The organism is Pseudomonas sp. GZD-222 (genome assembly GCF_049310525.1).
Lineage (GTDB): Bacteria > Pseudomonadota > Gammaproteobacteria > Pseudomonadales > Pseudomonadaceae > Aquipseudomonas.
The window spans coordinates 124074-149217 of sequence record NZ_JBMOWO010000078.1 but is presented as its reverse complement, the minus strand read 5'-3'; the positions used below and the strand labels follow the sequence as shown (position 1 = coordinate 149217).

At 62.2% G+C, this 25144-nt stretch carries 20 protein-coding genes; 11 read left to right on the top strand and 9 right to left on the bottom strand.

Features of this window, described 5'->3' with window-relative positions:
* The first annotated feature begins 91 nt into the window (after positions 1-91).
* The 10 genes from ACO6VD_RS15140 to ACO6VD_RS15095 are packed head-to-tail and all read left to right on the top strand — an operon-like array spanning position 92 to position 12920.
* Positions 92-1615 carry a glycosyltransferase gene (locus ACO6VD_RS15140; RefSeq protein ID WP_422420158.1) on the top strand — a complete coding sequence of 508 codons (1524 nt, stop codon included), beginning with the start codon at positions 92-94 and terminating at the stop codon, positions 1613-1615.
* A 15-nt stretch (positions 1616-1630) separates the two neighbouring features.
* Positions 1631-2794, top strand: coding sequence for a PilZ domain-containing protein (locus ACO6VD_RS15135; protein ID WP_422420156.1), 1164 nt, complete (start codon positions 1631-1633; stop codon positions 2792-2794).
* A 20-nt stretch (positions 2795-2814) separates the two neighbouring features.
* Complete coding sequence (locus ACO6VD_RS15130; protein WP_422420153.1) at positions 2815-4269, top strand: tetratricopeptide repeat protein; 1455 nt, start codon at positions 2815-2817, stop codon at positions 4267-4269.
* Entirely contained in the window at positions 4266-5723 is a 1458-nt protein-coding gene (locus ACO6VD_RS15125; RefSeq protein WP_422420151.1) for an alginate export family protein, read from the top strand. The genes ACO6VD_RS15130 and ACO6VD_RS15125 overlap by 4 nt, the downstream gene beginning before the upstream one ends.
* Positions 5724-5737: 14 nt before the next feature.
* Positions 5738-7165, top strand: a complete 1428-nt coding sequence (locus ACO6VD_RS15120) for an MBOAT family O-acyltransferase (protein WP_422420149.1) — start codon at positions 5738-5740, stop codon at positions 7163-7165.
* 9 nt (positions 7166-7174) lie between these two features.
* Positions 7175-8269 (top strand): alginate O-acetyltransferase, encoded by a 1095-nt coding sequence (locus ACO6VD_RS15115; RefSeq protein WP_422420147.1) that lies wholly within the window; start codon positions 7175-7177, stop codon positions 8267-8269.
* 19 nt (positions 8270-8288) lie between these two features.
* Positions 8289-8933 carry an alginate O-acetyltransferase AlgF gene (locus ACO6VD_RS15110; RefSeq protein WP_422420145.1) on the top strand — a complete coding sequence of 215 codons (645 nt, stop codon included), beginning with the start codon at positions 8289-8291 and terminating at the stop codon, positions 8931-8933.
* An 8-nt stretch (positions 8934-8941) separates the two neighbouring features.
* Positions 8942-10336: an alginate O-acetyltransferase AlgX-related protein gene (locus ACO6VD_RS15105; RefSeq protein WP_422420143.1), complete on the top strand. Its 1395-nt coding sequence runs from the start codon at positions 8942-8944 to the stop codon at positions 10334-10336.
* A complete protein-coding gene (locus ACO6VD_RS15100) occupies positions 10327-11442 on the top strand; it encodes a polysaccharide lyase (protein ID WP_422420141.1) in 1116 nt (371 codons plus the stop codon). The genes ACO6VD_RS15105 and ACO6VD_RS15100 overlap by 10 nt, the downstream gene beginning before the upstream one ends.
* 17 nt (positions 11443-11459) lie before the next feature.
* On the top strand, positions 11460-12920 hold the full coding sequence (locus ACO6VD_RS15095) for a right-handed parallel beta-helix repeat-containing protein (protein ID WP_422420139.1): 1461 nt from the start codon (positions 11460-11462) through the stop codon (positions 12918-12920).
* Here the strand turns inward: ACO6VD_RS15095 and ACO6VD_RS15090 are convergent.
* Positions 12898-13335: a GNAT family N-acetyltransferase gene (locus ACO6VD_RS15090; RefSeq protein WP_422420137.1), complete on the bottom strand. Its 438-nt coding sequence runs from the start codon at positions 13333-13335 to the stop codon at positions 12898-12900. The genes ACO6VD_RS15095 and ACO6VD_RS15090 overlap by 23 nt on opposite strands.
* Before the next feature lie 120 nt (positions 13336-13455).
* Positions 13456-13857 (bottom strand): DUF488 domain-containing protein, encoded by a 402-nt coding sequence (locus ACO6VD_RS15085; RefSeq protein ID WP_422420136.1) that lies wholly within the window; start codon positions 13855-13857, stop codon positions 13456-13458.
* Between the two features lie 113 nt (positions 13858-13970).
* Here ACO6VD_RS15085 and ACO6VD_RS15080 point away from each other — a divergent pair, with 113 nt between their 5' ends.
* Positions 13971-15587 (top strand): inorganic phosphate transporter, encoded by a 1617-nt coding sequence (locus tag ACO6VD_RS15080; RefSeq protein WP_422420135.1) that lies wholly within the window; start codon positions 13971-13973, stop codon positions 15585-15587.
* Positions 15588-15635: 48 nt separating this feature from the next.
* Here the strand turns inward: ACO6VD_RS15080 and ACO6VD_RS15075 are convergent, their stop codons facing one another.
* The 7 genes from ACO6VD_RS15075 to ACO6VD_RS15045 form a co-directional block, all read right to left on the bottom strand.
* A complete protein-coding gene (locus ACO6VD_RS15075; protein ID WP_422420133.1) occupies positions 15636-16409 on the bottom strand; it encodes an OmpA family protein in 774 nt (257 codons plus the stop codon).
* Between the two features lie 11 nt (positions 16410-16420).
* Positions 16421-16825, bottom strand: coding sequence for a DUF4398 domain-containing protein (locus tag ACO6VD_RS15070; protein WP_422420132.1), 405 nt, complete (start codon positions 16823-16825; stop codon positions 16421-16423).
* 256 nt (positions 16826-17081) lie between these two features.
* Positions 17082-18920, bottom strand: coding sequence for an amidohydrolase (locus ACO6VD_RS15065; RefSeq protein WP_422420253.1), 1839 nt, complete (start codon positions 18918-18920; stop codon positions 17082-17084).
* Positions 18921-19120: 200 nt separating this feature from the next.
* On the bottom strand, positions 19121-19615 hold the full coding sequence (locus tag ACO6VD_RS15060; protein WP_422420131.1) for a DUF934 domain-containing protein: 495 nt from the start codon (positions 19613-19615) through the stop codon (positions 19121-19123).
* Complete coding sequence (locus tag ACO6VD_RS15055) at positions 19603-21285, bottom strand: nitrite/sulfite reductase (protein ID WP_422420130.1); 1683 nt, start codon at positions 21283-21285, stop codon at positions 19603-19605. The genes ACO6VD_RS15060 and ACO6VD_RS15055 overlap by 13 nt, the downstream gene beginning before the upstream one ends.
* 510 nt (positions 21286-21795) lie before the next feature.
* The gene (locus ACO6VD_RS15050; protein WP_422420128.1) at positions 21796-22761 is read right to left on the bottom strand and encodes a spore coat U domain-containing protein; all 966 of its coding nucleotides are present in this window, start codon (positions 22759-22761) and stop codon (positions 21796-21798) included.
* Positions 22758-25070 carry a fimbria/pilus outer membrane usher protein gene (locus tag ACO6VD_RS15045; protein ID WP_422420251.1) on the bottom strand — a complete coding sequence of 771 codons (2313 nt, stop codon included), beginning with the start codon at positions 25068-25070 and terminating at the stop codon, positions 22758-22760. The genes ACO6VD_RS15050 and ACO6VD_RS15045 overlap by 4 nt, the downstream gene beginning before the upstream one ends.
* Positions 25071-25144 lie beyond the last annotated feature (74 nt).

Genomic DNA, 25144 nt, shown 5'->3' with positions numbered 1-25144 from the left:
CTGCCTTTGTCTGCCTGCCGCATTGCGGCCGGGCCTGGTAAGTGCGCTTTTCGGTCAGGTGCAGGCGCCTGTACAACGGAGCAACGGTTAGATGGAACGACAGCAACAACCGCCTTCAGGCGCAAGACGGGCAGCCATGAGCTTATGCGCCTGGGCCTGCCTGTTCGGCCTGATCGCCCTGGCCTCGGAGATGATCGCCCCGGCGTATCTGGACCCCAGCCACCACAGCTTCATCTTCATCATCGGCACCCTGGGCATGTGGCGCTATGGCAATGCCATCGTTCACTACCTGCGCGGCATGTACTTCCTGCACTGGAAGTTTCCGCGCATTCGCAAAGCGGTGGAGAAGATGGGCGACGCGGCGTTGCCCGCGCATATGTTCATGGTGGTGACCAGTTTTCGTATCCCCACCCACACCACCTTCAAGGTCTACCAGTCGGTGTTCCAGGAGGTACAGCGGCTCAAGGTGCCATGCACGGTGATTGCCTCGATCGTGGAAAAAGGCGACGAGCAGTTCATCAAGGAAATCATGCGCAACGAGGTCAAGGACCGGGACGACATCAAGCTGGTGATTGTCCGCGCCCGTGGCACCGGCAAGCGTGATGGCCTGGCCCATGCCTTCCGCGCCCTGTCGCGGCAGATGCCGCTGGAGGACTCGGTGGTCGGTGTGGTCGATGGCGACACCATGATGCTGCCGGGTTGCGTCGAACGCGCGGTCAAGCTGTTTGCTTACCTGCCCAAGGTCGGCGGCCTGACCACCAACGAGTTCTGCGAAGTCGAAGGCAGCAACCTGATGCGCCAGTGGCACTCGATGCGCTTCGTCCAGCGCCACATCAACATGTGCTCCATGGCCCTGTCGCACCGGGTGCTGACCCTGACCGGACGGTTGTCGTTCTTTCGCGCCAGCGTCATGACCGACCCGGATTTCATCCGCGACGTCGAAGCCGACTTTCTCGAGCACTGGCGCCTGGGCCGCTTTCAGTTCCTCACCGGTGACGACAAGTCATCCTGGTTGAGCCTGATGCGCGCCGGCTGGGACACCTTCTACGTTCCCGACAGCAACACCCTGACGGTCGAGCATCCACCAGACAACAGCTTCTGGCGCGCCACCCGCCAGCTGATGTTCCGCTGGTACGGCAACTCGCTGCGGCAAAACTTTCGCGCCACCGCCCTGCTCGGCCGTGCGCGACTGGGCCTGTTCACCCTGTACGTGCTGCTCGATCAGCGGGTGTCGATGTGGACCTGCCTGATGGGCCTGACTGCCTCGGTGGTCGCCGGCCTGGTGTTCGGCATCCAGTACCTGCTGGTGTACCTGTTCTGGGTACTGCTGTCGCGCAGCATCGTCACCGTGCTGTTCCTGTTCGCCGGTCACCCGGTGAGCCCGGTGTACCCCTTTGTTCTTTATTACAACCAGATTGTCGGCTCGGTGATGAAGATCTACGCGCTGTTCCACATGGACCAGCAGCGCTGGACCCGACAGAAAACCACATTAAGCAACGGCAGCGTCAACTTCGATGCCGCCCTGAACCGCTGGTCCTCCAAAGCGATGCTGTTTTCCTCCATCGCGATCTTTTTCGGGGTCATCTCGGTTCTTCTCGAACTCACGCAACGTTAAGGAAAGGCGCCTGCCATGAGTAGCTCAAGTACACCTACAGTTCCCGGTAAAACTGCTGCCAATGTCGTCCATGAAGCGATCGACGAACGCCAGTACGTGCGCACCCGGATCAATGCCCGCGTCACCCTGGCAGCGGCCGGACAGCCCACTGTGGAAACCACCTTGCAGGACATTTCCCTGGGTGGCATTGGCCTGCGTCACGACAAACCGCTGACCATCGGCAGCCTGTACAACGCCTCGATCCGCCTGCGCCTGAACCAGGTCGACCTGAGCCTGGACAGCAAGGTACGTATCGTTTCCCAGCGCGGCGAAGAAGTCGGCGCCCAGTTCGTTGACCTCGACGCACAGAAGCGCGACATCCTGCGCTACATCATCAGCGCCTATCTGTCAGGCGAGATCGCCGACATCAATGGCCTGTTCAACGTGATGCAGCGCGAGAACTACATCAAGGAACGCAAGCAACAGCACGCCAGCGCGCGCAGCAGCGGGGATCGCCTCAAGGCCGTGACCGGCACCCTGCTCTACGCTGCTGCCGGTCTCGCCGCCCTGGGCTTCGTCGCCTACAAGAGCTACCTGCTGTTCTTCCGTATTCCAGCGGTGCAGGCCCAGGTGTCGGCCAACGCCCAGGTGATCAGCATGCCCGACAACGGTTATGTGAAGTTCCTCCTGCAGCCTGGTCAGACCGAGGTAAAAGCCGGACAACCGCTGGCCAACATCTCCACCCAGCTGGCCACCAGCTTCACCAGCCCGGCGGACATGAAAGCCGTGGCCGACCTGTCACCTGGCGATCTGCAGACCCTGCTCGGGCGCGCCACCATCGAGACGGTGATCAACAGCCCGTGCGATTGCGAGGTTTACTTCCCGAGCAAACCCCTGGACGGTTACGGCTATAAACAGGCACCGCTGATGCATCTGCTGCCGCGTGATGAAGGCCTGTTCGTCACCGCCAACGTGCCGTTCGACAAGCTGGCCGACATCTCCCGTGTCACCTCGGTGGACATGAAGGTGTTTGGCCTGGACGAGCACTTCAGCGGCAAGGTCGTCGACTCGCGCGTCGATGAGGCCAACAAGAACCTGTCCCTGACCATCGCCCCGGACACCCCGCTGCCACGCCAGGCCTACCAGAAGCCAGTGGCGGTGGACCTGTTCCTGGGCTTGCCGTTCACGGCATCGCGCTGAACACAAAGGAAGGATTGGCAATGAACGCGATGATGCCCTCCCGCCTGCTGCTGGCAAGCCTGTGTGTAGCCTGTGCCGCCGGTACTGCTTCGGCCGGCCAGAGCCTGGAGCAGATCCGCTACGCGCTGTACAAGGATCCCAGTGCCAATGTCAGCAGCGACCTGCGCTTGCTGTCCGAGCGTGGCGACCTGGCGTCCAAGTTGCTGCTCGGCGATGTTCTGGCCAACACCGACGGCGCCAACCGCCAGGAAGTGATCAGCCTGTATAAGGAAGCCTTCGCTGACGGCCGCGGGCAGATTCCGGCACTGGCCTCGCTGGCGCGCCTGCTCGACCGCACCCCGAGCCTGCAACAGGGTCAGCGCAATTGGGTAGCCGAGGCGTTGACGCGCTACCCGGCGACCCTCGACCCGCGCAACGCCAGCACCACCCTCGAGGTGTTTCTGGTTTATCCGCAACTGGTGTCCACCGACCAGGCTCAGCAATTGCTCGCGCTGTATCAGCAATCCTGCCTGCTCAACTGCCGCCCCGAATTGTACCGTGCGGTCCTGGCTGACCGTCAGGGCGATCGGCAGAGCGCCGAACACTGGTATCAACAAGCGGTGCGCGTAGACGTGCGGGCCATCGATCGCTACTACCGCTTTCTCGGCGACGATCAGGACCGCGCCTTCCCGGCCTTTGCCCGGAGCCTGGAAGCGCAGCGGCCAACCCTTGCAGTCGAGATCGTGCACCGCATTGGCTCACTGCTCGACAGCATCAACAGCGTGCAACGCGCCGAACTGGAAGCCGACCGTTACGAGCGTCAGACCAGTGCCATGGGCCCGGCCCGGGCACAACCCGACGCCGCGCAGCTGGCGGCGGAAAAGGCCCGCAGCGACACCCTCGACGTGGCCCGCGCCGAAGCCCAGCGCTGGCGTGACAACGCCGCAGAACGCGGCTTTGTGCCGGCGATGGTGTCCAAGGCCAACTTCATGATTTCCAACCCCACCGAGCATAACGCCGAGGAAACCCAGGCCCTGATCGATCAGGTGCAGGCCCGTGAACCGACCCGCGCCAAGGCGCTGCAGGCTTCGTTCTACATGGTCAACAACTGGCTGACCCTGGACCCGCAAAAGGCCCGGACGCTGATCGACGAATTGATCGCCAATCAATACCCCGACGCCCAGCTGCTGCTGGCCGAGTACTACAGCAAGGGTGTGGAGGATGAGCCGGATCAGGAAAAGGCCCTGCAGATCTTCCAGGCCCAGGCCCGCGCCGGCTCGACCGCCGCCTGGTACCGCATGGCCACCTTGCATGCTTATGGCCGCGCCATCTGCCACGACCCGGTCAAGGCCTACACCTATGCCCAGGTAGCCCTGGACCTCGGTGAAAACGGTGCGCGCAGCCTGCTCAAGCGTCTGCAAAAGACCCTCAAAAAGGATGACATCGACCGTGCCCTGGCGGCACGTGCCGATCTGTTGAAGGAGGCAACCCTGTGAAAGTGCATCACTCCCTGTTCGGTGCCCTGCTGGCCCTGACACCGCTGTACCCGGCCATGGCCGCCGAAGAAATCACCGGCCCTGAAGCCGATAGCAACGAACCGGTACGGGTGCTGCCAAGTGACGGCAGTGCGCCGGTGATCACTTCGGAGTTCTTCAACAAGTTGACCGTGCAGACCGGCTACGGCCCGGAGAACTCCGAGGTCGGGCGCAGCCGCGAGATGTTCTACAGCCTGCGCTACGAGCCGTCCTTTGCCTGGTACTCGCCGGAAAAGCGCTGGGCCAAGTGGATGGTCTATGGCCGCCTGTGGCTGAACTACGACTCCAGCCAGTCGATCAGCACCCAGAACGAGAACAGCAACAGCTTCGACCGCGAACAGCCTGAAGGCTGGTACGCCGAACTGCGCGAGCTGTACGTCAAACGCAACCTGCTCGGCGATGACCCACGCTTCTCGCTGTCGGTGGGCCGCCAGCGCTATTTCGATGACTACGGCATCTGGTGGGACGACAGCCTGGAGTCGCTGCGCTTCAACTACAACGACACCTTCTCCCGGGGCTTTTTTGCCGTGGGGCAAAAGTTCTACAACTACAACAGCGACGTCAACAGCCTGGCCGACAGCGAAGAGCGCACCACCTACCTGATGGGTGAATACGCCTACCGCTGGAGCGAACGCAACTGGGCCGGCGTGCGCCTGATGCACGAGAACGACCACAGCGGCCACGACCCGGAAGATCGCTACGACTTCAAAGGCATGCGCTACGGGCTGTTCTTCAAGGCCGACGACCTGGATGTCAGCCCGCTGTTCAGTGACTACCACCTGGAACTGGCCGGCCTCGACGGCAAGGTCGACAACACCGATGGCAACGGCATCACCAGCACCGGCAATCACGCCAGCGGCTGGGCAGCCCTGGGTGAAATCGGCAAGCGCTTTCACGACCTGCCCTGGACACCACGGGTCGCCCTGCGCGGTGGCCTGACCGACAAGCCGAGCAACGAGAACGACGGCTTTCGCCTGAATGCCATCCAGTCCGACCGCATCACCCGCCAGGGCAGCTACAGCACACGCCTGACCAGCTCGTTCGTCAGCCTCGACCTGCGCAACCTGAGCTACTACGGCATCAGCCTGGAAACCAACCCGACGCCACGCAGCGCCCTCGACCTGCGCGTGACCGACCTGAAACTGCGCGACGCCGACGGCACCTTGCCGGTGCGCATCGACGGCGACCAGCGCAGCGAACGCAACCGCGCCATTGCCCAGGGCAACCACGGTGGCGGCAAGGATGTCGGGCAAATGTACGACCTCAATTACTACTGGAAGATGTTTCCGGTGGCCATCGACGGCAAACACCTGGACGTCAACGCCCTGGTCAGCGCCAGCTACCTCAATGCTGGCAACGCCCTGGACAGCGGTGATGACTACCAGCTGAGTGTCGGCGTCGTGATCAGCTACTAAGGACGGACCCTTCGATGATCTTCGCCTCCAACGTCTTTCTGTTCCTCTACCTGCCGCTGTTCCTGGCCGTGTACTTCCTCGCCCGGCCGCAATGGCGCTCGACCGTGATCGTTGCCGCCAGCTACATTTTCTATGCCTGGTGGCGCCCGGACTTCTTGCTGCTGTTCGTCGCCATCACCTATTGGAACTACTGGTTCGGCCTGCGCATCAAGGCGCGCCTGGACGCCGGTGACAAGCGCTGGGCCTTGCGCCTGCTGTGGATCGGCATCGTCGGCAACCTGTCGACCCTGGGCTACTTCAAATACGCCAACTTCGGCGCCGAAGTGCTCGCCGCCCTGCTCGCACCGCTGGGCATCAACACCTGGAGCCTGGAGACCATCTTCCTGCCGCTGGGCATCTCCTTCTATGTGTTCCATGCCCTGAGCTACATCGTCGACATCTACCGCAAAGACGCGACGCCGACGAACAACTTCATCGACTTCGCCGCCTTCGTCGCGCTGTTCCCGCACCTGGTCGCCGGGCCGATCCTGCGCTACAGCCAACTGGCGCCACAACTGCGCCAGCGCACCCACTCCCTGGAGCTGTTTTCCCTGGGGGTGTGTCGCTTCATGCTCGGCTTCATCATGAAGGTGCTGATCGCCGACCAGTTGGCGCCGATCAACGTGCTGTTCATCAGCGAAGGCACCCTGCAGCTCAGCGATGCCTGGTTCGGCCTGGTGGTTTCTACCCTGCAGCTGTACTTCGACTTCGCCGGCTACAGTCATATGGCCCTGGGCCTGGCGCTGATGATGGGCTTCCGTTTTCCGGAGAACTTCAACCAGCCTTACGTCTCGCAGAGCATCACCGAGTTCTGGGCACGCTGGCACATGACCCTGGCGCATTTCCTGCGCGACTACGTGTACATGCCGCTGGTGCGCAAACGCGTGGCCGGGGCGCTGCCGGCACTGGTCTACACCATGCTGCTGTCGGGGCTGTGGCACGGTGCAAGCTTCGCCTTCATCTTCTGGGGCCTGTTCTTTGGCCTGGGGATGGTCATCGAACGCAAGTACAACCTGGCGACCAAGATCACCACGCCCTACCACCTGGGGCGCAACGTGCGCACCTTCGTGCTGATCATCCTGAGCATGCCGTTGTTCTTCACCAACGACCTGCGCCACAGCCTGGACATCTACCAGGCGCTGTTCGGCCTCAACGGCCTGGGCTCGCTGGACCTGTATGTGTTCGGCGCTTCGAAGATGGCCATGTCGTTTGCCGCCGTCGCGCTGTGCTGGCTGGTGCTGGCCGGCAGCAACAACGTGCGCTACTACGCCGGTAATAAAGAGCAGTACTTCATGCGTCATGTCGGTGGCCTCAAGGCCGTGCTGCTGTGGGCCGGTTTCGCCCTGGCCCTGAGCAGCCTGGCGGCGAACTCCTTTTCACCCTTTCTGTATTTCCAGTTCTAGGAGACGGCCATGTACCCGGTCATGAATTCGGCGAGCAAGGTCAACGGCATCCTCTTTGGCGCGGTGCTGGCGGGGATGTTCGTGTACTCCCTGCCGCCGGTGTTCAGCTTCGCCAAAAGCCAGAGCGATGCCTGGAACCTGTTCGTCGATGGCAAGCTGCTGCGCAAGTTCGAGCAGGTCTACGACAAGCGCTTCTTCCTCCGTGAACCCTCGGTGAAACTGTGGGCCAACGCCCAGTACCGCCTGTTCGACGAAGGCACCAAAGGCGTGGTGCTGGGCAAGGACGGCTGGCTGTACACCAACCAGGAATACCGCGTGCCGAACAATCTGCAAGCCAACCTGGACGGCCAGCTGGCGCAGATCGCCGAGGTCGAGCAGAAACTCAAGGCGCACAACAAACGCCTGATCCTGTTGCCGCTGCCAATGAAGGTGGACGTCTATGGCGCCCACGCCGAGCGCGCCGTCGACCCGCGGGCAATCAGCCTGTACGACCGCTTCGTCGCCGGCCTGAAGGCGCAGAAAACCGAAGTCACGCCAGTGCGCACGGCCTTCCTGTACAACCGTGCGGGCCCGGAACTGTTTCTTAAATCCGACACCCACTGGAGCCCGGAAGGTGCGCGGCTGACAGCCTATGAACTGGCCCGTCAGCGCCCCGATCTGCTCGGCGACGAGCGCTACGTGTCGAACAAGGTCGCGGAAAAATCCGTCAAGGGCGACCTGATGAACTACATCCAGTTCAATCACGCGCAACTGGCCCCGCAATATGGCCCCAGCCAGATCGCCGTGTACGAAACCCTCAAGGCCGAACAGGACAGTGACGCGCTGTTCGCCGACGAGCAGCAGAGCCTGCTACTGGTGGGTACCAGCTACAGCAAGATCGACGACTGGAACTTCACCGGATTTCTCAAGGAAGCGCTGAACCGCGACCTGCTCAGCGTGGCGGTGGAGGCGCGCGGCCCGTTCGAGGCGATGAACCAGTTCCTCGCCAGCGACGACCTGAAGAATCCGCAGATCGACACCGTGATCTGGGAGTTCCCCCTGCGCACCCTGCTCGCCCACCGCCTGGGCTCGCTGAGCCGACCTGGCCAGACCCAACATTTCTGACATGTTCAAGGAGATCATCATGAACCGTACGCTCAAGCACTTGCTCACCGCCAGCACCCTGCTACTGGTCAGCACCCAGGGACTGGCCGCCGAAGGCAACGCCGACCTGTACGACGCCGTGGCCCCAGCCGACTCCGCCTTTGTGCGGGTGCTCAACCTGTCCGACAGCAACATCGACGTGACCCTGAGCGGCAAGGTCAACCCGCAGCGGGTCGCCGCCGGCCAACTGAGTGGCTACCGCTTCACCCCGGCCGGCAACCACAAGATCGCCGTCGGCGCCAAAGCCATCGAACCGCAGCTCAAGGCCAACGCTGCCAGCACAGTGGTCTATGACGGCAACAGCTTGACGCTGATTGCCGACAAGTACGTCAACGAGCCAAAAAAAGCCCAGATCGCGTTCTACAACCTGACCCCGGCCAAGGTCGCGTTGAAAACCGTCGACGGCAAGAGTGTGGTGGTCGACACCCTGGGCAAAGACCAGACCGGCAGCCGCATGGTCAATGAAATCAAGATCGGTTTTGCCGCCTATGACCAGCAACAGAAAGTCGCCCAGTTCGACGAACTGTTCCTCAAGAAAGGCCGTTCCTACAGCTACGTGCTGCTGCCTCAGGGCAACGGTTATCGCAGCATGAGCCTGGCCAACAGCATCGACCCGAGCGAGTGAGTGGCACAATGAAGAGCCTATTCGCCCTTGGCCTCGCGGCCGCAGGCGCCCTGTTCAGCGCACACAGTGTTGGCGCCGACGACAACCAGGCCACCTGCAAAGGCCTGGAGTGCCTGATGTGCCCCGGCTTGAGCAATCCCCAGCACTACGCCGAAGGGCGCATGAAGCTGATGCGCGAAATCGTTCCCGGCAAAGACCGCTGGCTGTTTCGCTCGGCGGTCGACCTGACCAACGATTTCGGCATCCCGGCGCCCATGCGTCCGGAGTTCGCGCGACTGATGGACACCTTTCATCGTCAGGGTATCCAGGTGGCCATGGCCATCCAGCCAACGCGCGGCCTGATGCACCGCGACAAGCTGTACGCCGACAAGCTCCACGGCTTCGACTTCGCCCGCGCCAGCGGCAACCTCGGCAACTACCTGCAGCAACTGCGTAACGGTGGCGCCGTGGTCGCGCCAATGATGCAACTGGTGCAGAACCCGCCCAAGGGCGAGTTCTTCTTCCGCCGCGATCACCACTGGACGCCCACCGGCGCTGAGGCCACCGCCCGCCTGCTGGCCGAGGAAGTGCGCCGCCAGCCGTTCTATGCCGCACTGGACAAGAAGCAGTACCGCACCGAGCCTGGGGTGATGGTGCCCAAAGACGGCACCCTGAACCTGGCGCTGAGCTATATCTGCGGCAACAACTACGGCTTCCAGTACGTGCGTGGCTACCAGACCATCCCCGCGGACCAGGGCGCCGATGCCTTGTTCGACGACGCGCCGGACCCCCAGGTGATCCTGGTCGGCGACAGTAACGCTGCGGCCCGGGAAGACGAGAGCAAGCAGTTCAACTTCGACGGCTACCTCAAGCAGTACCTGGAGGTCGACATCCTCAACTACGCCCTGCCCGGCGTCGGCCAGGACGGCTCGCTGCTCGAGTACCTGCTGTCGGAGAACTACAAGCCCAAGGCGCCGCCCAAGCTGATCATCTGGGAGCTGCCGGCCAACTATCAGCTGGAGTCCGACTTGATGTACCGCCAGCTGATTCCGGCGATCAAGGGTGGTTGCCCGGTGTCCACCGAGGTCATGGCCAACCGCTTGCAGCGTCCGGCACTGAAGGTCAACGAGCGTATCGAGCTGCTCAGTAATGCCGGCGAAGCGCGCAAGGCGGTGAACAACGGCTTCCTTGATATCCGCATCAGCGACAAGAACGTCAAGGATTTCTACGTGATCGTCTATTACGACAACGGTGCCCGCGACAAAGTCTGGTTCCGTCGTGAGGCGGTGGTCACCGGTGGCCGGTATTACCTGGAACTGAGCCGCGCCAAGGAGTTTGCCGGGGCCAATCTGCTCTCGGTGTTCATGGAGCCGACCAAGCCCGGCAGCGCTGCTACCCAGGTGGAAACCCGACTATGCCTGTGAAAACCTGGAGCGCACTGGCCCTGGGCCTGTGCGCCAGCCTGCAACTGAGCCACAGCCTGGCGGCCAGCTCGATCTGGCCGCCACGTGCCACTGCGCAGTCGGCGATGATCGCCGACTACCGCACCCTGCAGTGCAGCAAGGAGCCACCCGCGCCCTATACCGGCAGCTTGCAGATGCAGAGCAAGTACGATCAGCGCGACGCGACCAAGTCGACCCTGCGCAGCAGCCCCGATGCCAACAGCGAAAAGATCGGCAAGCAGGTCAAGCAATTTATCGGTGGTTTGATCTATGCCAGCAAGCGTTTCCAGCGGGCGAAAACGCCCCAGGAAGCGAACATGGCCCTGGCCTGCCAGGACCAGTGGCTGCAACGCTGGGCCGAAGCCCAGGCCCTGCTCAGCGCCGACGCCAGCAGCACCGGCATGGCCGCGCGCAAGTGGGCTGTGGCGGCGATGGCCTCGACCTTGCTGATGACCCAGGCCGCCAGCGACGGCAAATTGCAGCTGTCGGCGCAGCAGCGCGACTGGTTCAGGCAGTTGGGCGAACGCATCATTGCCGAGTACCAGCCGCGCCGGGCGCAAGGTTTTGCCTGGTTCAACAACCATGACTACTGGGCCGCCTGGGCGGTAGCCGCAACCGGCATGTTGATCGGGCGCGACGACTTCATCCAGTGGGCCGACGGTAACCTGCGCCTTGGCCTGCAACAGGCGGTCAAGGCCAGCGATGGCAGCTATGCCTACCTGCCGCTGGAAGTCGCCCGCGGCAAGCTCGCCGCCACCTATAGCCAGTACGCCCTGGTGCCGCTGGTGTTGCTGGCCGAATCGGCGCGGGTCAATGGCCTGCCCTGGAGCAGCGAAGACCAACAGACCCTGGAGCTGCTGGGCAACTTCGCCGCGCGCAGCATTCTCGATCCCGACAACCTGCCCGAACTCCGGGGCAAATCCCAGACCTCGGTAGCCCCCTACAAACTGGCCTGGCTGATCCCCTTCCTGCAACGCGTGCCAAACCATCGCCTGGCTCGCCAGTTGTATGACAGCGAAGACGGCGACGTCGACAACTACAGCCAGATTGGCGGCCCGCTCAAGCCGCTGTATCCCAAACTGCCGTAACCCAAGGACGAACCGCCATGGCCATGCGCCCTCTTTCCCTTTGCTGCCTCGCCGTCCTGCTCTGCGCAGGCAACGTCCAGGCCGCCAGCCAAAGCCTGGCGCCACAGCAGTCGCTGAACGTGATCAGCAGCACCGAGCATCAGGCCCAGTTGATACAACTGCAGCAACAGGTCGCTCAAGCCGTGCAATTGCAGGTCAAGGAACGTCCGCGTCCGTCAGGCCGGGCCAGCGTCAGCCTACAACCGATGTTCTCCGCGCAGACCGGCAGCTGGCCATTCGAGCCCTTCGTCAACAACGGCCTGTTCCGTGCCATTGCCGGTTACCAGGCGCACCACCCGCAAGCGGTACTGATTCGCGGTGGCAGCATCACCCTGGCGCAATTGCACCAGGCGCTGAACAATCCGCGGATCCTCAAGCCCTACAAGGACGGCTACCTGCTCAGCTATCCGCTGATGATCGGCAGTGATGGCGGCCTGGTGCTGGAAGGCACCAGCCTGTACCTGTACAGCTACTCGGGAACGGCGCTGATCAACCAGGGCTGGCTGGGCCTGAACCAGTCACGCCTGGAGAGCGTCGCCGGCGACAAGCCAGGCAGCACCGACCGTGCCTGGCGCCCGTTCGTGGTGGCCTGGGCCGGTAGCCATACCCAGGTCATCGGCTCGACCCTTGAGCGCCTGGGCTACAACGCCAACCTGTCGCGCGGCTTGAGTACCGCCCTGAGCAGCCAGCAGGCAGCAAATACCGCACAGGCCACATTGATTGTGCGCGACAGCCAGTTCAACGACCTGTCCAGCGCGGTGGAGCTGCAGCACAGCCAGGCACAGATCAGCGACAGTCGCTTCGAGCAATCCCAGCAGTACGCTATCGACGTGCGCGACAGTCAGGTCAACTTGGTCAACAACCAGCTGCGCGGCATCGACAATAACAGTGGCATCCGCCTGCGTGGACAAACCGTGGCACGGGTCGAACGCAACCTGATCCTTGGAGCACACAAGGCCGCCATCGAAATCAGCGATCAGCGCGGCGCCCTGCTGCTCAGCGCCAACCTGATCGGTGACAGCCGTGGCAACGGCCTGCAACTGCGCAACCTGGCGCCGACGGCCCAGGCGCCGCTGCTGATCGAGGACAACCTGATCGGCAACAGCCAGGGCAGCGCCGTGGACGCCAGTGAAGTGAGCGGTGCAACGCTGGTCAACAACCGCATCGGCAACACCCCGGAATATGCCATCAGTCTGCGCAATGCCGCACCGTTGGCCGGCCCTCTGGTGCTCAGTGGCAACACTCTGGGTACGGCTGGTAAAGCCGTGGTGCGGGTTGAAGGCTTGCAGCAGGTGGTGCTCGGGCCCAACCGCTTCGAAGGCAAGCCGCTGCTGCAGAACCTGCTGATCGGTGACCTGCTGGGTATTCAGGGGCCGTTGCTTGATGCAACCCAGCGCCAGGCGCATGTGGTGCGCGTCAGCAGCCTTGCGGGTCAATAGCCCGCTGCATACGCACGAAGCAGTCATCTTCCCCTACTGCTGCAAAACCCCGGCGCCGGTATAAAGCCTGCGCCGGGTTGCTTTTGAACACGGTCAGCCGCATCAGCGGTAAACGCCGTTCGCCAGCCCAGCCGGCCAGTTGCTCCAGGACTTGAGTACCGATGCCCCGCCCACGGGCATCCTCGACCAGGTGCAGCTCGCGGATGTACAGGGCCTGGCGGTCCTGACTGAGGCTGCAGAAGCCCAGCACGGTTTCACCCTCGACGATCAACCATTGCTCGCGCCAGCCCCAGGCCTGGTCGAAGGCTTCTTCGATCCACAGCAAGTCGAACTCATGGTAGTAACGCAGCATGGCGCGGCGGGTCAGGTCGCGGGCGAAGGCACAGTGCTGGTCGGTGGCGGGGATGAGTTGCAAGGGAGGATCCCTGAATGAGTTGTGATAGCAACGGTGGGAGCGGGCTTGTCCCGCGATGCAATGTGACTGCACAACCGCAATCGCGGGGCAAGCCCGCTCCCACCGAGAAGCCCGCGGTGCCTACAGGGGCTTGACCTCTTCGGCATAACACACCGGCGAACTCATCGGCCCCTGCCGGTCCAGTTCATCCTCCAGCCACTGGGCCAGCACCAGGGCATTGTTATGCTCGGTGTCCTTGCCGGCATAGAGCAACGTCAGATCGCCCTTCCCGGCCATGCCCAGCAGCGGCCACCAATGCTCGGGCCGCGCCGTCAGTTCCTGGCGATAGCGCTCGGCAAAGCCGGCAAAGTCCACTTCACCTGTGTGAAAGGCCTGGCGCAAGGCCGTCGACGGAGCAACCTCCGGCAACCACAGCGCTTGCAGTTGGTCTTTGCGCTTGTTGCGCGGCCACAAGCGGTCTACCAGCACACGCTGGCCGTCTTCGGCCGTAACCGGATCATAGACACGCTTGCAGCGAATCATCGGCACCTCTGTATTTTTTTGTATCAGCCTAGGCCTTTCATTGATCGGAGTCAGCTCGGCCTCAGAAAGTTTTTTTATGCTTGCCGCCTGAGGTAACCCAACCCGGAGTCATTATGACTACCCCATCGCTGGCCAGCCATTCGTCGCCAGCCGCATCCGATGCAAAGCCGCGCCTGAACCACAAGCCCGGCCGCGGTACCCTGACTCTATTCTTCGGCCTGTTGCTTGCGGGCTTGCTGTACACCGCCTGGAGCCTGGTCCAGGACATCGACGCCAGCGGCACGGTGGTCACCACATGGACCCCTTTCCTGTTGCTCGGGGTAGCCCTGGTAATCGCCCTGGGCTTCGAGTTCGTCAATGGCTTTCACGATACTGCCAATGCCGTCGCCACGGTGATCTACACCCATTCCCTACCGGCTTCAGTGGCCGTGGTCTGGTCCGGTTTCTTCAACTTTCTTGGCGTACTGCTCTCCAGTGGCGCCGTGGCCTTCGGCATCATCGCTCTGTTACCGGTGGAGCTGATTCTCAAGGTGGGCTCATCGGCAGGCTTTGCCATGGTTTTCGCCCTGCTGCTGTCGGCAATCATCTGGAACCTGGGTACCTGGTGGCTGGGCCTGCCGGCCTCGTCCTCACACACCCTGATCGGTTCGATCATCGGTGTCGGCGTGGCCAATGCCCTGATGCATGGCCGCGATGGCACCAGCGGCGTGGACTGGGCCCAGGCCAGCAAAATCGGTTACTCGTTGCTGTTGTCGCCGCTGGTCGGTTTCGCCTGCGCCGCGCTGTTGCTGCTGGCGCTGCGGCATCTGGTCAAGCGCCGCGACCTGTACCAGGCGCCGGTCGGCAACACCCCGCCACCCTGGTGGATTCGCGGTGTACTGATCCTCACCTGCACCGGGGTGTCATTTGCTCATGGCTCCAATGATGGTCAGAAAGGCATGGGCCTGATCATGCTGATCCTGGTCGGCACCTTGCCAATGGCCTACGCCCTGAACCGGACCATGCCCGAAGAGCAGTCAATGCAGTTCGCGGCGGTGGCCGAGGCCACCCAGCAGGCCCTTCAGCGCGGCACCCCGCAGCTGTTGAGCGCCGAGCCAAGAAAAACCCTGACCGAATTCATCCGCCAGCCGACCGCCAGCCCTGAACTGGTGCCGGCCCTGGCCGCCCTGACCGGTGCCATCGGTAGCGAAGTCGCCGGCTATGGCTCGTTGAACCGGGTACCCGCCGAGGCGATGGCCAACGTGCGCAACGACATGTACCTGACCAGCGAAACGATCCGCCTGATCGGCAAGCACCAGTTGGTGTCATTCGATACCGACACGCAGACGCAACTGGCGCTGTTCAAGAGCCAGCTTGACGATGCCACCCGCTACATTCCTTTGTGGGTCAAGATCTCTGTGGCAATCGCGTTGGGCCTGGGCACCATGGTCGGCTGGCGGCGCATCGTGGTCACGGTCGGCGAGAAAATCGGCAACACCCACCTGACCTACGCCCAAGGCGCGTCGGCGGAACTGGTGGCGATGTGCACCATTGGTGCGGCGGACATGTACGGCTTACCGGTATCGACCACCCACGTACTGTCTTCCGGGGTAGCAGGGACCATGGTTGCCAATGGCTCGGGCCTGCAGATGAAGACCATCTTCAACCTGCTGATGGCCTGGGTGCTGACGTTGCCAGCGTCGATCGTGATGGCAGGCGGATTGTACTGGTTGTTGCGGCACGTCTTCTAAAACGTCAAAGGGCCCACCCATCAGGTGATGGAGGGGCCCGTCATGCCATCAGCGGCGATCGCTGACTGCATTGCTACCGTGGGAAATGATGACTTCCACACGGCGATTGAGTTGCCGGGACTGGGCATCGGCATTGGAGGCTACCGGATACTCTTTGCCGTACCCTGCCACTATGACCCGCTCCGGCCCTACCCCATTACGACGCAGGGCGTTCGCCACGGACGCGGCACGACGCTCCGATAATTGCTGGTTGAACACCTCACTACCGGTGGAGTCGGTGAAGCCCTCCACCCGCACCTTGCGCTCGGGGTTGGCGCGCAAGTACTCGGTCAACTGTTCCAGGTCACGCAAACTGCCAGCCTTGAGTTCGGCACGGCCGGTATCGAACAGCACATCACCAAAGGTGACCACCGCGCCACGCTCCGTCTGTTTGGCATTGAGCTGCTGCAACGCCTTGAGCTGAGCCGTGCGCACATCCAGACGCGCCTGGGTACGTTGTGCTTCGATGCCCTGCAGACCGGCTTCGGCCACGCGCAGGTCGATGGTCTGTTCTGCAATGGCGATTTTCTGCTTGGCCAGATAAGCCAGTTGCTCGACCTGCTGCGCCTTGCGGTCCTTGATCGAGGCGAGCTCAGCCTGGCCCAGGGCGGTGAAGGCCGCTTTGGTTTCCAGGGCCGCCAGGCGGCTGGACTCGGGATTGCTCTGCAGCGTGCTGAATTGCGCACGGGCTTCGAGCAAGTCGGCATTTTCCGGCGTGGTGCCACAGCCGCTGAGCATCAGGCCGGCTGCGGAAGCAACGATGAACATATAGTTGAATTGCATAAGAACGATCCTTATCGGCTAGGCGCAACAATGGCGTCAGGGGCTTGCAGCATTTCCTGCTTGAGCACTTCGATGCCTTGCTGGGCACCTTTGAGCTGGGTTTGCGCCCTGAGTGCACGCGCCTTGCGTTCGGCCAGATTGGCATCGGCTTCGGCCTGCTCGGCAAGCAGGCGCGCCTGGGCGAAGTCCTGTTCACCCAATGCGCGCTCGACCTGATAAAGCTTGTCTTGGGCAGACTTCATTTCCATCGGGGCAAACTGCGTTGCGTCAGCGGTTACCGCGCGACTGACAGCATCGCGGGTCAATTCCACCTGTTCGGTGGGAACCGCGACGCTGGCACAACCGTTGAGCGCGGCGAATAGCGCCACCATCAGCCCGGAAGCAGCCAGGTGTTTTGTGGAACGTTTTACAGCCATGGTAGGACTCCATCTCAGCGTTAAAATCAGTTCCCAGCCATTCAGGCACGCACACACCACCGTTGCCCTGCAGCACAGGGCAATAGGTCGGTAGGGTTGCAAACCGGGGGAATTGTTCGGCGCCGCTAACGCGCCATAAACAGAAAATGACTGGATGAACTGAACATCGGCGACAGCCGTTTAGTTAAGACGGCGCCAGAGTATTCCGACAGATAGGACCCACAAATAGGAATTCTCTGATTTTCAACTGAGATTGTTAGAAGGCAAAACAGGAACAACCCAACGCGCCCCAGAAGCCTTGAAAATCACTGACCGGCACCGACGACTGACGCGCCTGCTGATGCTGGTGGGCATGCACCGCACAGGCCCCCACGCACTGGTGTATTTGCGCAGTCATTGGCGCACCCTGACGCCAATGACCCGGCACCTTGGCGACCGGTGACCAATCCGGCAACACCGGTAACAGCGGCGGATCAAAACGGGCGAATTCGGCAGCGGCATACACCACCTTGCCGCCCACCACTGTCAGCACCGATTCCAGCGCCTTGATCGCCTCGGCGTCGATGCTGAAGTAGTCCGCACTCAACACGGTGAGGTCGGCCAACTGCCCGACCTTGATCTGGCCCTTCTTGCCCTGCTCGCTGGAAAACCAGGCGCTGCCGTGGGTGAACAGTGAAAGCGCGGTGTCACGGTCCAGCCCTTGTGGATACAGCTCCAGCCCACCCACGGTACGACCGCTGACCAGCCAGTACAGCGACGTCCAGGGGTTGTAGCTGGATACCCGGGTGGCATCGGTACCGGCACCGACGGGGATGCCTTCGGCAAGCATGCGTTTGATCGGTGGCGTCTGTTGGGCTGCCGTGGCGCCGTAGCGCTCGACAAAATACTCACCCTGAAAGGCCATACGGTCCTGGATCGCAATACCGCCTCCCAGTGCCCGTACCCGTTCGATGTTCTTCGGGCTGATGGTCTCGGCATGATCGAAGAACCACGGCAGGCCATTGAACGGTATGTCACGGTTGACCGTCTCGAACACATCAAGCATGCGCGAGATCGATTCATCGTAAGTGGCGTGCAGACGAAACGGCCAGCGCTGTTCCACCAGGTGGCGCACTACGGGTTCGAGATCGCCCTCCATGTTGCCCGGCAGGTCCGGACGCGGTTCGAGAAAATCCTCGAAGTCGGCGGCCGAGAACGCCAGCATTTCACCCGCACCATTGTGGCGGAGAAAATCGTCACCCTGCCCGTACTTGACCGTAGACGTCCAGTTGCGGAAATCGGCCAACTCTTCCTTGGGCTTCTGGGTAAACAGGTTGTAGGCGATGCGCACCGTCAATTGACCAGCCTTGGCCAATTGCCCGATCACCGCATAGTCATCGGGATAGTTCTGGTAGCCGCCACCGGCATCGATGGCACTGGTCAAGCCAAGGCGATTGAGTTCGCGCATGAACTGACGGGTTGAATTGACCTGATACTCCAGCGGCAGCTTCGGCCCCTTGGCCAGGGTCGCATAGAGAATCATCGCGTTAGGCCGCGCAATGAGCATACCGGTGGGATTGCCATTGGCATCGCGCTGGATTTCACCACCCGGCGGGTTGGGCGTGTTGCGGTCATAGCCCACCGCGCGCAAGGCGGCGCGGTTGAGCAAGGCACGGTCATACAGGTGCAGGACGAACACCGGGGTGTCAGGTGCCGCCTGGTTCAGCTCGTCGAGGCTGGGCAGGCGCCGTTCGGCAAACTGGAACTCGTTCCAGCCGCCCACCACCCTCACCCACTGTGGCGCGGGCGTACGCAACGCCTGCTCCTTGAGCAAACGCAAGGCATCGGCCAGCGACGGAACACCTTCCCAGCGCAGCTCCAGGTTGTAGTTCAGGCCGCCGCGGATCAGGTGCAGGTGTGAGTCATTGAGCCCCGGGATCACCGTACGCCGTTGCAAGTCGATGACCTGGGTATCAGGCCCGCGCAAGGCCATGACCTGGGTATCGTCGCCCACGGCCAGGAAACGCCCGTCGCGGATAGCCACCGCGGTGGCCTCAGTCTGCTCGCGGTCGACGGTGTGCAAGCGACCGTTGTGCAAAATCAATTCAGCCGGCAAGGCCGTGCCGCTGCTGCGCATGATCGCCTCGGCGGCCAGCGGCGCTGTCGAGTGCATGGCCCCGGCAGCGCCAAGCACGGAACTGGCAGCGATAAAACGGCGACGGCTTTGCTGGTCTTCGTTCATGACAACTCCCTTTGCTTCAGGTGGCGGCACACCGGCAAAAGTTAAACGATAGACCACCGTCGCCGGGGCACCAGCTAACGGCGACGAAACAGCGGCCGCGGTTCGATCACCGAACGCCCGTACAGCACACTCATCCCCGCCAGGCCTTTGAGCGCATCCTCGGCGCATTTGTCTTCACGCACGGCAAAACTGTCGAAACCGCACTGGCGCATATGGCTCAGTTGGTCGCGCAGCACATCGCCAATAGCGCGCAACTCGCCGTGCCAGCCCAAACGCGTGCGTAACAGGTACGCCTGACTGTAACCACGTCCATCGCGAAAGCTGGGGAAGTCGACGGCGATCAGCGGCAGGTGCGGCAACCAGGGACGCAACGGTTCCACTTCGTCATCAGGTCCCAGCCACAAGCCGTCATGGCCGTTGGGGTGCGACGCCTGGCGGGCCAGCCAGGCGTCGAGCGGCAGAATCAGCAAGCCTTCAGGCAACGCCGATCCACTGTCGCGCACCAGTTGCCAGCCATCCTCGGCCAACAACTGTGGTTCGCCGTTGCGCAGGGCGATCACATTACGCATATCAGCTCCTCGGCACGCTTGGCATAGACCCGCTCCTTGAACGGCTCCAGGCCCACCCGGCGCACGGTGTCGACAAAGGGTTCGTCCAGCTCGCGGTAGGCGCAGTAGGTGGCGATGATCTGCTCGATGACCCGCGGGATTTCATCGGCGCTGAACGACGGCCCGATGACCTTGCCCAAGGTGCTGTGCTTGCCCTGGGCGCCGCCGAGGGTGACCTGGTACCACTCGCTGCCGTTCTTGTCGACGCCAAGGATGCCGATGTTGCCAATGTGGTGATGGCCGCAGGCATTGATGCAACCAGAAATGTTCAGGCTCATTTCGCCCAGATCATGCAGGTAATCCAGGTCCTCGAAACAACGCTGGATCGACTGCGCAATGGGGATCGACTTGGCATTGGCCAGGGCGCAGAAGTCGCCGCCCGGACAGGCAATGATGTCGGTCAGCATGCCGATATTGGCGGTCCCCAGATCGCGTTCGCAGGCCAGGCGCCACAAGGCGTGCAGGTCCTGCTTGCGTACATCCGGGAGGATCAGGTTCTGTTCATGGGCGATGCGGATTTCGCCGAAGCCGAACTGTTCCGACCAGTCGGCCACCGCTTCCATCTGCGCCGCCGTCAGGTCACCGGGTGGCGAGCTGACACCGGGCTTGGTCGACAGCACCACACTGGCATAGCCAGGGACCTTGTGCGCTTTGACGCAACAGGACACCCAGCGGGCAAAGGCGCTGTCCTGGGCCAGGTGGGTTTCGTACTCCAGATCGCTGTCGCTGACGCTGGCGTAGGCCGGTGGTTCGAAGGCTGCTGCGACGCGCTGGAACTCATCTTCGGTGAGCTGCGCCGGGCCTTCCTTGATGTGTTGCCACTCCTGCTCCACCTCCTTGGCGAACGCCTCGATGCCCAAGGCCTTGACCAGGATCTTGATCCGCGCCTTGTACTTGTTGTCGCGTCGGCCGTGGCGGTTGTAGACCCGCAGGATCGCCTCGACATAGGACAACAGGTGCTGCCAGGGCAGGCCCTCGCGAATTTGCAGACCGAGGATCGGCGTACGTCCCAGGCCACCACCGACCATGACCCGCAAGCACATCTGCCCCCTGCTGTCGCGGTACAGATACAGACCGATGTCATGCATCATGATCGCGGCGCGGTCCTCAAGGGCCGAACAGATCGCGATCTTGAACTTGCGCGGCAGGAACAGGAACTCGGGGTTGATCGTCGACCACTGGCGCAGAATCTCGGCCAGCGGGCGCGGGTCGAGCAATTCATCGGCGGCAACGCCAGCGAAGGCCTCAGTAGTGATATTGCGCACACAGTTGCCGGAGGTCTGGATGGCGTGCATCTCGACCTCGGCCAGGTGCTGGAGGATGTCCGGCACCTGGGCCAGTTCGATCCAGTTGAACTGGATATTCTGGCGGGTGGTGAAATGGCCGTAGCCGCGATCGTACTCGCGGGCGATCTGCGCCAGCGTACGCATCTGCCGGGCGCCGAGGGTGCCATAAGGAATTGCCACCCGCAGCATATAGGCGTGCTTTTGCAGGTACAGGCCATTTTGCAGGCGCAGGGGCAGGAACTCTTCCTCACTCAGTTCGCCGCCCATGAAACGCTGCACCTGATCGCGAAACTGCGCCACACGCTCGAACACCAGCGCACGGTCATACTCGTCATACTGATACATGGTTCGGACCTCATCACGGATGACGTCACTATGGCGCTGAGGTGTACTGAGTTACAGATTCAGGTTTGGGGGATTTATACGGATCAGATTAATCCCGGGCTGGCTCGAAGAGCCTCAATAAAGCAACAGCGCAGCGAGTTGTGCAGTTGATCTGATCTTGATCTTGATCTTGATCTTGATCTTGATCCTCCCGCCCCGTTAACCAGTAGGGCTGAGTGGAGGTGTCGTGTAGGGGCTAGCGCGCAGCGCCTTCGGCGTAGCCGAAGTTGCGAAGCGTAGAGTTGCTTGCAACTCGTAGCTCGCAATGCCCCGTAGCGGCGCCGGAGCGAAGGGACCCGGAGCGCAGCGTAGGGCCCCTGGTGGGGCAAGAATTTTTTGCTTACTTTTTTTTCGACTGAAAAAAAGTAAGCCGCCGTAAGGGCGGAAAGGTGATTCAGCGCCACCTTGGCAAACGGATATACACGCAACCTGCAAAGCCCATAGGGTCCAACACACCGCAATACTCCCTGCTCAAAACTGCACATCAAGAATCACGTTATCCACGTAGGTCCCCGCAGGCGGCGTTGCCTGATCAGGGTAAATCCTGGCGTTGTAATTGAAGATCTGACTACCGGTCCCGGTCCCCGCGCCCGGATTGATATCAGCGTCACTGCTGGCCCGCCGCGCACCGGGGAGCGCCCCCCAACGCACCGTCCCGGCACTCTTGAAAATGTCATAAGCCAGAAAGTTACTGGTACCGGACTTCATCCGCCGCCGCCCAGCAGCGACGTTCTGCCCGTCGTCCAGTCCCACGGTGTAGTTGCTGCCTTTGGTGCAAGACAAACTGACACTCTGGTTGACCGGGGCAAATCCACTGATCACCGGTGCACTGCCGAAACTGATCGCGGGCGTGGTGATCTGGCAGTCATTGGTCACTGTCAGGCTCACCGTCAGATCAGTTGTCTTTTTCAACTCCTGCCGCCCCAGGCACACGCCGAGCACACCAATGCCCCAGCAATAGTTGATATTCCATTCCACCACGAAAGATTCCTGATAAAAACCGGCGGCGACATTGCTGCCGACCAGGCTTTTCAGGTAGATCGGCACACTCTTGGGCGAGGTGCCATTAAGCAGGCCGAGGGCATCGATAATGCCGTTACGGGCAAAATCGTAAGGTTGGTTGCGGGCAATGGCGAAGTTGGTGGTGTTGTTGGCGTACAGCGTGTAGTTGATGACATCACCAGTGGGGCCCTTCAGCCCGGTGGTCCCGCCGGTTGGCGTGAAGGTCGCATAAAAATGGTCATCCGTTGCCAGCAGGCTCAGCAGCGAACCGGTGCACTGCAAACCGGCGTGGTTGGTCGACGCCGACTGGATCACATCGCGCACCAAGGTCGAGTTGAGCGTGCCAAAACTTGCAGGGTTGGTCGCCACCACCGAGCACAGGGCGTGCGCCTGGGCACTGGCCAGCAAGGCCAGGCTCAGCAACAACCTCTTCATTGACACACCAGCGGCCCGATCAGCGGCACCTGCTGCTGATCGCCCTCGACACTGAACTGCACGCGACAGCTACCGCCGCCACTGCGCTCCACCACCAAGCTGTTGTGCTCTGCCAGCCCTTCCAGATAGACCAGCCCGTCCCAGCCCACCACCGTGCGCGTGCCGCTCTGCTCGTGCAGTACCTGGCTACCCAGTGGCAGGTCGCGCTGCGCAGGATCGACCAGATGAAGACTCGCCGCGACCACCCGCTGCATCGGAAACTCCAGCAGATAACCGGAGCCACGCCGTACGGCCACGCGCTGCTCGACCTGCGGCACCTGCACGGTGCTGGGCAGTTCCATCGGATCAATCTCGTACTTGCCGCGGTAATAGCCACTGCTCCAGGGCACCAGTAAATGCCCCTTGCTGTCGGTGCGGCCGACCAGCTGGTTTTCATAACGCACCGGCACATCGGCAAAGCCGTCGGTACTGACCACCACGAACGCATCGTCAATACGGTTGGCGGCAAACACCCCGGCATCCATCCACACCAGCGAGCCACTGGCATCCGCCCAGCGCGTGGTGTCGTCGCTGGTGCCGTAGGCGCCAACCTGCAACTGCACCGCCTGCAGGCGCCAGGTCAGGTCGGCCTGGCGATAGGCCTCGCGGTCACCATCGGCATAGCCGAGGTTGTAGCCCAGGCCACCTTCAGTCGGCACTGCGCGGCTAAAATTGACCCGTTGCAGACGTTCGCCATTGTTATTGCGCTCAAGGCTCAGGCTCAAGGTGCCGCTGAGGTCGAACGGGATCACCCATTGCGCCTGCACCGCCCATTGGCTGTCGCCGATCTCGCGGTTGGCCGACAGGTACAGGCTGCTGTTGCCCCACAAGGGCTTGCTCCAGCTCAGGTTGAGCAAACGGGTGCGGCTGTTGTCCCCGGCGCGCACATCGAAATAGCCGGCACCAAGGCTGCCATAACGGTTCAGGTTCAGGCTCAGGGTGACCTGCTCGCTACGCTCACTGAGGCGTGTGTAAGGGCTGTCGACCAGTGACAGGTCGGCGTAATCGCCCCGGCGCTGCAAGCGTTGATAGTTAAAGCCCAGACGCGGACTGTTGTACTGATAACCCAGGCTCCATTGCTGGCCACTGCGACTGTCGAAGCGGCTCTGGCTCATGGCCGCGTTGACCACGCCCCAGTTACCCACCTGCCAGTTGCCACCCAGGCCGCCCAAGACCAGGGACTCGGCCGCTTCGGCGTGACTTTCCAGAGTGAAGCTGTCAGTCAGGCCATAGCGCAGGCTGGCGGCGGTCACGCCCGGCCCATAGGCAAAATCGCGCAAGGCATAGTCGCGACGCAGGCTGCCAGCCGCCACCGAGAAATCCGCCAGGCCTTTTTGCAGCAGGCTGCTGGTGACATAGAACGGCAAGGTGGTGGACACCTGGCGTCCCAGGGCATCGGTAGTCACCACCACCGCTTCACCGGCACCGTTGATAAAGGGAATGTTGGTCAGCGTGTAGGGACCTGGCTGCAACTCGGCGCTGGAGCTTTTGTAGCCGTTGATGAACAGGTCCAGCGATGAAGGCACCGCCGCCTCGCCGGCGAATGCCGGCAGCGGATAAGTGACCAGGTCCGGGCGTACGGCAAAGTCCCGTGACACCTGCACACCGCCCAGACGCACCGAACCGGTCCAGGGCAAGGCGCTGCTGACGACGTCGCCCATTTCCAGGGTCAGTAGGCGCGCTTCGTCGGTATAGCGCCAGGTGGTGTCATAACGGCGAAAGCCCTGCTGGCTGTCATCAAACTCGTTGCCGCCCAAGGTCTGACGCCACTGACCGGTGGTCGATAATGTCCCCCAGCTGTCGAACAGGCGCAGCTCGTTCCAGGCAGCCAGATAGGTGCCGCCGTCGTCGGTGTCGTTCAGGTACAGGTCATAGTTGAGCAGTGCACCAAAGCTGCTGCGTGCGTCGCTGGCCAGGTACAGCTGACGGTTGCCGAGGGCCTGGGTCGGCAGCCAGGCGGCAGGCACCTGCAGGAGCAGGCGCTGCCCCTGGCTGTCGTAGTCACTGTGCAGGCCAGTGATGGTGTCCAGCGCCACTTCGCCGTCCGCCAAACCCGGCACTTGCACACCTGCTTTGTGCAAGTCCGCCGTGGCCATGTACAGACGGCCGGCGCGCTGCTGCACCGCCACCAGTTCAGTGCTGCTCATCTGATTGACCACCAGCTCCAGGTACAGCTGGGCATCGCCGACCGCCTCGAGGCTGGGCGGTGGCGGCGGTAACTCGCCGCCGAACAGCGGGCCGCAGGCCACTAACGCACAAGCCGCCAGCAGCCATGGGCGTGTGGTGTCCAAAGAAATACTCACGCACCGTATCCAACCATTACCGGGTCCTCCCTGGCCCCTGT